This window comes from Ruegeria sp. N10, from assembly GCF_056531545.1.
Genome location: NZ_JBQFLY010000012.1, coordinates 115,892 through 125,985 on the forward strand (window position 1 = coordinate 115,892; position 10,094 = coordinate 125,985).

14 protein-coding genes are annotated in these 10,094 nt (G+C 59.3%); all 14 read left to right on the plus strand.

What is annotated here, in order from left to right; genetic code table 11:
- Window positions 1-6: 6 nt before the first annotated feature.
- Window positions 7-1,275: a UDP-N-acetylglucosamine 1-carboxyvinyltransferase gene (murA, locus tag ACR0JI_RS15890; protein ID WP_480495064.1), complete on the plus strand. Its 1,269-nt coding sequence runs from the start codon at window positions 7-9 to the stop codon at window positions 1,273-1,275.
- Window positions 1,272-1,748 carry a DUF2948 family protein gene (locus ACR0JI_RS15895; RefSeq protein ID WP_267366036.1) on the plus strand — a complete coding sequence of 159 codons (477 nt, stop codon included), beginning with the start codon at window positions 1,272-1,274 and terminating at the stop codon, window positions 1,746-1,748. Before murA ends, ACR0JI_RS15895 begins: the two co-directional genes overlap by 4 nt.
- The gene (locus tag ACR0JI_RS15900) at window positions 1,749-2,270 is read left to right on the plus strand and encodes a GNAT family N-acetyltransferase (RefSeq protein ID WP_480495062.1); all 522 of its coding nucleotides are present in this window, start codon (window positions 1,749-1,751) and stop codon (window positions 2,268-2,270) included. It begins immediately after the preceding gene.
- Window positions 2,271-2,331: 61 nt separating this feature from the next.
- Window positions 2,332-3,633 carry a histidinol dehydrogenase gene (gene hisD, locus ACR0JI_RS15905; RefSeq protein ID WP_480495060.1) on the plus strand — a complete coding sequence of 434 codons (1,302 nt, stop codon included), beginning with the start codon at window positions 2,332-2,334 and terminating at the stop codon, window positions 3,631-3,633.
- A 98-nt stretch (window positions 3,634-3,731) separates the two neighbouring features.
- On the plus strand, window positions 3,732-4,211 hold the full coding sequence (locus ACR0JI_RS15910) for a UPF0262 family protein (protein WP_171722821.1): 480 nt from the start codon (window positions 3,732-3,734) through the stop codon (window positions 4,209-4,211).
- 3 nt (window positions 4,212-4,214) lie between these two features.
- Window positions 4,215-4,673, plus strand: a complete 459-nt coding sequence (locus ACR0JI_RS15915) for an arsenate-mycothiol transferase ArsC (protein WP_480484499.1) — start codon at window positions 4,215-4,217, stop codon at window positions 4,671-4,673.
- Window positions 4,670-5,068 (plus strand): ketosteroid isomerase-related protein, encoded by a 399-nt coding sequence (locus ACR0JI_RS15920; RefSeq protein WP_480484498.1) that lies wholly within the window; start codon window positions 4,670-4,672, stop codon window positions 5,066-5,068. Before ACR0JI_RS15915 ends, ACR0JI_RS15920 begins: the two co-directional genes overlap by 4 nt.
- On the plus strand, window positions 5,061-5,654 hold the full coding sequence (locus ACR0JI_RS15925; RefSeq protein WP_480495058.1) for a GNAT family N-acetyltransferase: 594 nt from the start codon (window positions 5,061-5,063) through the stop codon (window positions 5,652-5,654). Before ACR0JI_RS15920 ends, ACR0JI_RS15925 begins: the two co-directional genes overlap by 8 nt.
- 316 nt (window positions 5,655-5,970) lie before the next feature.
- Window positions 5,971-6,798 (plus strand): DUF6602 domain-containing protein, encoded by an 828-nt coding sequence (locus tag ACR0JI_RS15930; RefSeq protein WP_480495056.1) that lies wholly within the window; start codon window positions 5,971-5,973, stop codon window positions 6,796-6,798.
- Between the two features lie 244 nt (window positions 6,799-7,042).
- Complete coding sequence (locus ACR0JI_RS15935) at window positions 7,043-7,918, plus strand: carbon-nitrogen hydrolase family protein (RefSeq protein WP_480495055.1); 876 nt, start codon at window positions 7,043-7,045, stop codon at window positions 7,916-7,918.
- Window positions 7,919-8,009: 91 nt separating this feature from the next.
- Window positions 8,010-8,228, plus strand: coding sequence for a translation initiation factor IF-1 (gene infA, locus ACR0JI_RS15940; RefSeq protein ID WP_005978431.1), 219 nt, complete (start codon window positions 8,010-8,012; stop codon window positions 8,226-8,228).
- Between the two features lie 11 nt (window positions 8,229-8,239).
- Window positions 8,240-8,818, plus strand: coding sequence for a Maf family protein (locus ACR0JI_RS15945; protein ID WP_480495053.1), 579 nt, complete (start codon window positions 8,240-8,242; stop codon window positions 8,816-8,818).
- The gene (locus ACR0JI_RS15950; protein WP_480495051.1) at window positions 8,815-9,837 is read left to right on the plus strand and encodes a ribonuclease E/G; all 1,023 of its coding nucleotides are present in this window, start codon (window positions 8,815-8,817) and stop codon (window positions 9,835-9,837) included. The genes ACR0JI_RS15945 and ACR0JI_RS15950 overlap by 4 nt, the downstream gene beginning before the upstream one ends.
- A complete protein-coding gene (locus tag ACR0JI_RS15955; RefSeq protein WP_480495049.1) occupies window positions 9,834-10,016 on the plus strand; it encodes a DNA gyrase inhibitor YacG in 183 nt (60 codons plus the stop codon). Before ACR0JI_RS15950 ends, ACR0JI_RS15955 begins: the two co-directional genes overlap by 4 nt.
- Window positions 10,017-10,094: the final 78 nt, after the last annotated feature.

The window sequence follows — 10,094 nt, forward strand, 5'->3', positions numbered from 1 at the left end:
GAGCAGATGGATTCGATTCTGGTAACGGGCAACGGCCCGCTGAACGGTCAGATACCGATTGCGGGGGCCAAGAATGCGTGCCTGACGCTGATGCCCGCAACATTGTTAAGCGAAGAACCGCTGACGCTGACCAATGCGCCGCGGCTGAGCGATATCAAGACCATGACCGCGCTGCTGCAATCGCTGGGGGCCGAGGTGTCGTCGCTGCAAGACGGTCAGGTGATTGCAATGTCCAGCCACAGCCTGACCAGCCAGACCGCCGATTATGACATCGTGCGCAAGATGCGTGCGTCTAATCTTGTGCTGGGCCCCTTGCTGGCGCGGTTCGGGCAGGCGGTCGTGTCACTGCCGGGCGGTTGTGCGATCGGTGCCCGTCCGATGGACCTGCATGTCGAAGGGCTCGAGGCGCTGGGCGCCGAGATTGAGCTGAAGGACGGCTATCTGCACGCCAAGGCTCCGGGTGGTCTGAAAGGGGCCGTGCATCAGATGCGCTTTGCCTCGGTCGGGGCCACCGAAAACATCGTCATGGCCGCCACGCTGGCCAAGGGCACCACGGTGCTCAAGAACGCCGCGCGCGAGCCCGAGATCGTCGATCTGGTTGAATGCCTGCGCAAGATGGGTGCCCAGATTTCCGGCGAAGGTACCCCGACCATCGAAATTCAGGGCGTCGACCGGCTGCACGGGGCCACACATCAGGTTGTCACCGACCGGATCGAGCTGGGTACCTATATGCTGGCCCCGGCGATTTGTGGGGGTGAGGTCGAACTGCTGGGCGGTCGCATGTCACTGGTCGAATCCTTTGCGGCCAAACTGGATGCGGCAGGCGTCAGCGTTTCAGAAACCGAAGGCGGTCTGAAAGTGGCCCGCAAAAACGGGCGTGTGCGTGCGGTGGATGTGGTGACCGAACCTTTCCCCGGCTTCCCGACCGACCTACAGGCGCAGATGATGGCGCTGATGTGTACGGCCGAAGGCACCTCGGTTCTCGAAGAACGCATTTTCGAAAACCGCTTCATGCACGCCCCCGAACTGGTGCGCATGGGCGCGCAGATCGAGGTGCATGGCGGCACCGCCACGGTGACCGGGGTCGAGCGTCTGAAAGGCGCGCCGGTGATGGCGACCGACCTGCGGGCTTCGGTCTCGCTGATCCTTGCCGGATTGGCGGCAGAAGGGGAAACAACGGTCAGCCGGGTCTATCATCTGGACCGCGGATATGAACATGTGGTGCGCAAGCTGGAAGGCGTGGGTGCAAAGATTGAACGGATCAAGGGCCAATGACAGACGCAAGTTTTGAAGACGGGCGCGAGGCGCCGCTAAATCTTGGGGCCGAGGATGCAGATGACCTTCAGGTGATCTCGACCCTCGCGCAGGATGCCGTGTTTCCGGTGACCGAGATGAAGTGGCAACCGTCGCAGCGCCGCTTTGGCCTGCTGCTGAACCGCTTTCGTTGGGAAGACAAGGATGCCGCCACCCGCCGCGACCGCCCGTTTGAACGGGTGCAATCGGTGCTGGTCTTCGGTTCGGTTCTCTCGGTGTCCAGTCAGGGCATTGATCGCGGTGACACCGACATGATCATGTCGTTGATGTCGGTCGTTTTCGAACCCGGCGAGGATGGCGCGGGCCATGTCTTGCTGACGCTGGCCGGTGATGGCGCAATCCGCCTGACGGTCGAGGCGCTGGATGCCACCCTCAAGGACGTCACGCGCCCTTATCAGGCCCCCTCCGGTCAGGCCCCGCATCATCCCGAATAGATGCAGAACAAGCGCGGGATTTCTCAGGCGTTTTCGAAGGTGCCCGAAGGTGTCACTCTGCGTCGCGCCACCGTTTTCGACGTTTTCGACATCAGTCGGGTTCTGATCCGTTCGATCACGCAGCTCTGCGGGGCCGATCATCAGGGTGACCCGCAGGCCATCGCGCAATGGACCGATAACAAGGACCCGGCCTCGATCCGGGGCTGGATCAAACCTGGATCGCAGATCTGGCTGGCTGAACGGGCCGGGCAGGTGGCCGCCGTAGGCGGTTTGTTGGAAACCGGAGAGATCACTCTGCTTTACATCGACCCGGATCATAAGGGCTGTGGTCTGGGGGCGGCGGTTTTGAATCGGCTGGAACGGGAACTGCTCGCGGCGGGATGTTCCTCAGCCTCGCTTGAGGCAACAAAAACCGCGCAGGATTTCTATCTGCGCCACGGCTGGCAGGCTACCGGCCGGTGCTGCGGCCACGGGGATCTGTCCTGCTTTGCCATGCACAAATCGCTGCACCCCGTGGGCTGAGGGTTGAGGCCGCGCGCTCCGGGCGATATGTCCCAATGCGCAACGCCCGGAGTGCCAGATCATGCCCGTTTTCCTTGATACCAAATCGCCCGACTTCGAACCCGCCTTCCGGACCCTGCTCTCGGCCAAGCGCGAGGACAGCCCGGATGTGGATGCGGTTGTGGCGCAGATCATCGACGACGTGCGTAACCGGGGCGATGCGGCGGTTATCGAACTGACGGCGAAATTCGACCGGCTGACGCTGACACCCGAAACGCTGGCCTTCAGCGCACAGGAGATCGCGGATGCGGTAGCGCTGGTCGGGGCCGAAGATCGCACAGCGCTGGAACTGGCTGCTTCCCGTATCCGGGCCTATCACGAAAGGCAATTGCCCGAGGATCAGGAATGGACGGATGAGGCCGGGGCCACCCTTGGCTGGCGCTGGTCTGCTGTCTCGGCGGCAGGGCTTTACGTGCCGGGTGGGCTGGCCTCGTACCCGTCATCGGTGCTGATGAACGCCATCCCGGCCAAGGTGGCCGGTGTGGAACGGCTGGCCATCGTGGTGCCCACCCCGGACGGGCAGGTGAACCCGCTGGTGCTGCTGGCGGCACAGCTGTCGGGTGTGGACGAGGTCTATCGCATCGGCGGCGCGCAGGCCGTGGCGGCGCTTGCCTACGGCACCGACACCATCGCGCCGGTCGACAAGATCACCGGACCGGGCAACGCCTTTGTCGCCGCCGCCAAGCGGCGCGTCTTTGGCAAGGTCGGCATCGACATGATTGCCGGCCCCTCGGAAATTCTGGTCATCGCCGACAAGAACAACGACCCTGACTGGATCGCGCTGGACCTGCTCAGCCAGGCCGAGCATGACGAAAGCGCGCAGTCGATCCTGATCACCGATGACGCCGCATTCGGCCAATCCGTCGCGCAGGCGGTCGAAAAACGGCTGGAAACCCTGCAACGCCGCGCCATCGCTGGGGCCAGTTGGCGTGACTACGGCGCGGTGATCACCGTGCGCAACCTGGACGAGGCCGCCGCCCTGTCCAACCGCATTGCCCCGGAACATCTGGAACTTTGCGTGGCCGACCCGCGCGCGCTGAGCGAAAAAACCATCCACGCCGGAGCCATCTTTCTGGGTCAGTACACACCCGAAGCCATCGGCGACTACGTCGGCGGTCCCAACCACGTGTTGCCCACCGCCCGCTCGGCACGGTTTTCGTCTGGCCTCAGCGTGATGGATTTCCTCAAACGCACCACGCTTAGTCAGATGACTCCCGAAGCCCTGCGTGCCATCGGCCCTGCTGCCGAACAGCTGGCGCAATCGGAAAGCCTCGAGGCGCATGGCCTCTCGGTCACCGCGCGCCTGAACCGCCTGAATGGCTGAAATGACGCAAAGACCGGGCGCATATGGCGTTTCTGTGCGTTGCCCGTTGAATATCATTGTTATAGGTCTGTGCTGACGCAAGGAATGTGACTGTAAAGATGACCCGCATCTCGCATATCGAACTGGATGATAGAAATCTGCCGCCGCCCACGCCCGAGATCGAGCAGGAGCGCAAGGTCGCCATCTATGATCTGCTTGAAGAAAACAGCTTCTCGCTGCCCAAACGCGACGACCGCGTTGTGCCCGAAGGCCCCTATCGCCTTCAGCTTTCGATCCGCGACAAACGGCTTGTCTTCGACATTGAAACCGAGGCCAACGAAAAAGCGGCCGAGTTTCACCTGTCGCTCGGTCCCTTCCGGCAGGTGGTCAAGGATTACTTCCAGATCTGCGAAAGCTATTTTGACGCGGTGAAATCGCTGCCGCCCAGCCAGATCGAAACCATCGACATGGCCCGCCGGGGTATCCACAACGAAGGCAGCCGTGTTTTGCAGGAACGGCTGGAAGGCAAGGCAGATGTCGACACCGACACCGCCCGCCGCCTGTTCACGCTGATCTGCGTTCTGCATTTTGGGGGCTGACGCGTGAAGCCTCTGCCGCAGTCGGTCCTGTTCTGTTGCGACCACAACGCGGTTCGGTCCCCGATGGCCGAGGGGCTGATGAAGAAATTCTATGGCACCGGCACCTATGTCCAGTCCGCCGGTGTGCATAACGATCTGGAAATCGACGGCTTCAGCATCGCGGTCTGCCACGAGGTCGGCGTGGAACTGTCCCGCCACCGGTCGCGCTCCTTCGACGAGATGCAGGAATGGGGCGATGACCTCAGCTCGTTCGATCTGGTCGTGGCGCTTTCACCTGCCAGCCAGCGTCAGGCGCTGGAACTGACCCGTGTTTTTCACCTCGATGTCGATTATTGGCCAATAATGGACCCTACCGGGATGGGCGAGACCCGCGAACAAAAGCTACACCACTACCGACAGACCCGCGACCAGATCATTCAGCATCTGAAAGACCGCTGGGGCGAACCAACGGAGGGGATATGAACCAGACCGTCAAAACCTATTTCGATGCCTTCAACGCCGGTGACGTCGATGGCATGCTGGCCTGCCTGTCTGATGACGTGGCCCATCACGTGAACGAAGGCCAGATTCGCGTCGGCAAGGAAAAGTTCGCCGCCTTTTGCGCCCATATGAACCGCTGCTACCGCGAAAACCTGACCGACATCGTCGTGTTCGAGGCTCAGGGCGGCACCCGCGCCGCGGCCGAGTTCATCGTCAACGGCACCTATCTGGAAACCGACGAGGGCCTGCCCGACGCGCACGGCCAGACCTACCGCCTGCCTGCCGGGTCGTTCTTTGATCTCAGGGACGGCAAGATCACCCGCGTCACCACCTTCTATAACCTTGCAGACTGGACCAAACAGGTCTCGAATGGCTGACGTCAGTGACGTCCGCCCCCTGATCGGAGCGGCACTCGGGGCCGCTCTGGACGATGTCGCCCGCCTGAGGATCAGGGTGTTTCACGCCTGGCCCTACCTCTATGACGGCGATCTGGAATACGAACGCAAATACCTCCAATCCTACCGCGACAGCGACAAGGCCATCGTGGTCGGGGCTTTCGACGGCGACCGCCTGATCGGCGCCTCGACCGGCGCACCCCTGACCGATCACGCCGACGATTTCGCCGCGGCCTTCGCAGACACCGGGCTCGACTTGTCGCAGATCTTCTATTGCGCTGAATCCGTCCTGCTGCCGGACTATCGCGGGCAGGGGGTTGGCCACAAATTCTTCGACACGCGCGAGGGGCACGCCCGCGAACTGGGCTTTGCCAAATGCGCCTTTTGCAGCGTGCAACGCCCCACCGACCACCCGCTGCGCCCCGACCACTACCGCCCGCTGGATACCTTCTGGCGCGCCCGCGGATACGAGCCCTTACCCGGCGCAATCGCCCAATTCTCGTGGAAGGATATCGGGGAAGAGGGAGAAACGCCGAAGCCGTTGCAGTTCTGGATCAGGGATTTGTAGGGTTCGGGTTGGGGGCGGTGGAGCAGGGTTTTTCTGTGTGTTGCCGGAAGTGAATGGAGGCCAGCAAAGCTGCCATTCGCTGCAGGTGCAGTGTTGATCATCTTAAATGGCAGCAGTGCGGGATCTTGCCGATATTCGCCGCGCTTGCAATCCGTTGGGCAAGGCAGCGGATAGCCGGCCACCAAGCCGACTTTCGCTGCGGTCGCATCATCGAGCACCACAGACAGCAGCAATGCGCAGGAGTGTACTTTGCAATGTCACATGCTAAATCTGAGCAAGCCCCGACGATCAACTTACATTCACAAAGAATAATTAGATGAACAATTTGCAAAAACTATTACGAATTCAGCGCTGTGAACTGATATCCGCATTTGAGAAAGCTTCGGTTGAAGGGCAAGGCACGCCGCAAGAGATTTCGGACAGGCGTGAAAATGCACTCCACAAATTTCTAAGAACTTATTTTCCTTTCCCTTATCGGGTGACAAAAGGCAACATCTCAGATTCATACGGAAAACGTAGCCAATCAATTGACGCATTGGTCGTAAATCCATCACATCCTCATACAGCAAATGAGGACGAGCAATATTCATTCATCGTTGCTGAAGGGGTTGATTACGCTATCGAATTGAAACCAAACCTTGATAGCGAGAATGAAATCCACAGAGCATTGAAGCAGTTGCAATCCGTAAAACTACTCAAAAGACGAACGGATGGCCTCTTGTTGGGGCGAGCAGCGCGATCCGAGGCACAACAAGATTTGGCTTTGCGGGTGCCAAGCATCATTTTTTCGAAGAGCACATATGCTGATTTGAGGAATTTAGTAGAGACAATTGTTGACTATTACGTAAATAACTCGGTCCCTATCTCGCAACAATTTGACATAATTTGCTGTTTGGATGGAGTTATTGTTCTAAATTCGAATAAAAACTTGCACTTCAATGTGGGTACAGACGGGTTTGTATTTAAAGATTTTGAGGAAGATGTTCTGTACTATTTCTTCCACTTTTTGTGCAACATCCCACAATCAACTCCATCTATGAAAGAAAATGTCCTTGTGCACTACTTGCAGCAACCGTCCGCGGATGGTTGGAAAACTTATCATGATTTGAACAACAGATTACGCAAAACAAATCCTATTTCGTAAGAATCACATCTAAGGTCCGGTTTCGATTGGGACTGGACCAATGCGAATGCAGCAAGCTAGTCATTCGGCAATGACCGGTTGGGGCTCGGTGCTGTCAAACGCACTCGCAGCATCCTGTTCTAGTGACGACGGCCGCCTAGGGCTCTTCCTCCCCTTCACCCATCCCCCCGCACCAGATTGATCTGTACACGCGACGGCTCTCACGGTTTAGTGCCTCGACACATCGGCTCAGGGGATCCCATCAATGAAAGTCGCAACCGCAGCGTATAATCTCGACTGGCTCGACAGCTGGGCGCAGTACGAGGACAAGCTGGACCGATGGGTTGCCGAGGCTGCCGGGCAGGGGGCCGGGCTGCTGGTGTTCCCCGAATACGGCGCGATGGAGGTGTCGACGCTTGATGGTGCCGAGGTGGCGGGTGATCTTGAACGTTCGATCCGCGCGGTTTCCGACCGGTTCGAGGATGTACAAAATTTGCACTCGCGCCTCGCAAGCGCGTACAAAACGTACATTCTGGGTGCATCGGCCCCGGTTGTGGATGGGTCCGGTCGCCCGGTGAACCGCGCCGCGTTCTACGCCCCGGACGGTGGCCGCGACCATCAGGACAAGCAGATCATGACCCGCTTTGAACGCGAGGACTGGGATATCGCTCCGGGCGGTCCGCTCAAGCTGTTCGACACCGCGCTGGGCAAAATCGGTGTTCTGATCTGCTATGACAGCGAGTTTCCCTTGTTGGGCCGCGCACTCAGCGAAGCGGATATGATCCTTGTACCGTCCTGCACCGAAGCGCTGTCGGGATATTGGCGTGTTCGCATTGGATCGATGTCAAGAGCCTTGGAAAATCAATGTGTTACGGTCATGTCGTCGCTGGTCGGAGCCAACGGCTGGTCCGAAGCTGTGGACATGAATACCGGCATGGGCGGCGTTTTCGGCCCGCCGGACAAGGGGTTCCCAGCCACCGGAGTGCTGGCCGAGGGCACTCTGAATCAGCCCGGCTGGACCTATGCGGATGTCGACCTGTCTGCCATCGCAGAGGTTCGCGCCGATGGCCACGTGCTGAACCGGACCCATTGGCCAGAGCAGGACGCCCGAGTCGAAACGGTCACATTATCCACCCTTTAGATGAATCCGCCCTTGAAATAAGGGAAAAATAGGCTCATTTAAGCGCACATCCCCGCAGATTCTGCGGGCGCAACCTAATGATGGAGACAACATGGCCAAGGAAGATACGCTCGAATTTCCCGGTGTCGTGAAGGAACTCCTGCCTAATGCGACGTTTCGGGTCGAGCTGGAAAACGGCCATGAAATCATCGCACATACGGCAGGAAAGATGCGCAAGAACCGCATCCGTGTTCTGGCCGGCGACAAGGTTCAGGTCGAGATGACCCCCTATGATCTGACCAAGGGTCGGATCAACTACCGCTTCAAATAACGTCTGCCGAGATGGCGTTTATCCTGGGATCGGGCAGCCCAAGGCGGCTGGACCTGCTGGCGCAGCTTGGCGTGCAGCCCGACGCCATCCGTCCCCCTGACATCGATGAAACACCGCTGAAGGGTGAGCTTCCTGTTCCGTATTGCAGCCGCATTACACGAGAAAAAGTAAAGGCAGTTCAATCGGATAGCGACGACATCACGCTTTGCGCGGACACGACTGTTGCACTGGGGCGGCGTATTCTGGGCAAGCCCGAGGATGAGGGTCAGGCCGCAGAGTTCCTGTACGCTTTGTCCGGTCGTCGTCACCGGGTGATCACTTCGGTCGCCGTTCGGCGCGGGAATCGCATCCTGCAACGTGATGTCGTCTCGCAGGTCAAGGTCAAACGCCTGTCGGACGTTGAAATCAACGCCTACCTAGCGACCGGTGATTGGCAGGGTAAAGCCGGGGCCTACGCGATCCAGGGCCCTGCTGGCGCATTCATCCCATGGATTTCGGGCTCGTTCACTGGCATCGTGGGGCTGCCCCTGTCCGAGACCGCCGCCTTGCTGCAAGGGATCGGCTACCCACTATATAGCGAGGCATCATGAAGGGTCGAACCATCGTTCTGGACCATATCCAAGACCGCGAGGCCGCGGCATTGATGGTCGACGGAAAGCTTGATGATCTCCTGATCGCCGCCGACGCACCCGCGCCGGGCACCATCTATCGCGCCCGTGCCGATCGACCGGTCAAGGGGCAGGGCGGCATGTTCCTGACCACACCCGACGGCCCAGCTTTTCTGCGACAAGTCAAAGGGTTGGCGCCGGGTGCCACGCTTTTGGTGCAGGTTGGCGGATATGCCGAGCCTGGCAAGGCCATCCCTGTAACCAACCGTATCCTGTTCAAAAGCCGCTTTGCCATTGTCACACCCGACGCGCCGGGCCTGAACATCTCGCGCAGCATCAAGGATGAAGACAAGCGGGATCAACTGCTTGAAATCGCGCATGAACAAATGGGCGACAGCCCTTATGGGTTGATCCTCCGCTCGTGCTGCATGGATGCGGATGCCGGTGACATTGCCGACGACATTTCGGCCATGCTTGCGCAAGCTGAACAAGTGATGAACGACGAGGGGTCCGACGTCGAACTGCTCAGCGAAGGTGACAGCCCGCATATATTGGCATGGCGCGACTGGACCGACCCTGCCGAGGTTGTGACTAAAACCGGCAGTTTTGAAACCCATGGTGTGCTGGATGCGCTGGATGTTGCCCGTGGCATTTCCGAACCTCTCCCCGGAGGCGGATACCTCTATATCGAACCAACCCGCGCATTAGTGGCCGTAGATGTGAACACAGGCGCGGATACGTCGCTGGCGGCAGGAACAAAAGCCAACTTCGCTTGTGCCAAAGCTCTGCCACGTGCATTGCGTGTGCGCGGGCTGGCAGGGCAGATCACACTGGATCTGGCTCCGATGCCCAAGAAAGACCGCCGAGGGTTCGAATCCGCCCTGCGTGCCGCCTTCAAGTCGGATCCGGACGAGACGATATTGGCGGGGTGGACACCTCTGGGTCATTTCGAGTTGCAGCGCAAACGCAGCCGGTTACCTGTCGCTGAGATCCTGAAATGAGCTGCCCGATCTGCGGAGAAGAAACGCAAAAGAAGTTCCGCCCGTTCTGTTCGAAACGCTGCGCAGACATTGATCTGGCCAAGTGGCTGAATGGCTCTTACGCGGTCCCGTCTCAGCGTGAAGACGACCCTGAGACTGAGGCCGATGCGGACGAACACAATACAATGCGACCGCACTGAAAAAATGTAAAAAAGCCTCTGGACACTGCCGGTAGCAAGTCATAGAACGCCTCCACCCAACGACAAACGTCGTTCCCG

Coding starts and splice junctions, on each gene's coding strand:
- ACR0JI_RS15950 (WP_480495051.1), top strand. CDS start 8,815: ATGAAGGGTCGAACCATCGTTCTGGACCATATCCAAGACCGCGAGGCC.
- infA (WP_005978431.1), top strand. CDS start 8,010: ATGGCCAAGGAAGATACGCTCGAATTTCCCGGTGTCGTGAAGGAACTC.
- ACR0JI_RS15955 (WP_480495049.1), top strand. CDS start 9,834: ATGAGCTGCCCGATCTGCGGAGAAGAAACGCAAAAGAAGTTCCGCCCG.
- ACR0JI_RS15910 (WP_171722821.1), top strand. CDS start 3,732: ATGACCCGCATCTCGCATATCGAACTGGATGATAGAAATCTGCCGCCG.
- ACR0JI_RS15925 (WP_480495058.1), top strand. CDS start 5,061: ATGGCTGACGTCAGTGACGTCCGCCCCCTGATCGGAGCGGCACTCGGG.
- ACR0JI_RS15935 (WP_480495055.1), top strand. CDS start 7,043: ATGAAAGTCGCAACCGCAGCGTATAATCTCGACTGGCTCGACAGCTGG.
- ACR0JI_RS15930 (WP_480495056.1), top strand. CDS start 5,971: ATGAACAATTTGCAAAAACTATTACGAATTCAGCGCTGTGAACTGATA.
- ACR0JI_RS15920 (WP_480484498.1), top strand. CDS start 4,670: ATGAACCAGACCGTCAAAACCTATTTCGATGCCTTCAACGCCGGTGAC.
- ACR0JI_RS15900 (WP_480495062.1), top strand. CDS start 1,749: ATGCAGAACAAGCGCGGGATTTCTCAGGCGTTTTCGAAGGTGCCCGAA.
- hisD (WP_480495060.1), top strand. CDS start 2,332: ATGCCCGTTTTCCTTGATACCAAATCGCCCGACTTCGAACCCGCCTTC.
- ACR0JI_RS15945 (WP_480495053.1), top strand. CDS start 8,240: ATGGCGTTTATCCTGGGATCGGGCAGCCCAAGGCGGCTGGACCTGCTG.
- ACR0JI_RS15895 (WP_267366036.1), top strand. CDS start 1,272: ATGACAGACGCAAGTTTTGAAGACGGGCGCGAGGCGCCGCTAAATCTT.
- murA (WP_480495064.1), top strand. CDS start 7: ATGGATTCGATTCTGGTAACGGGCAACGGCCCGCTGAACGGTCAGATA.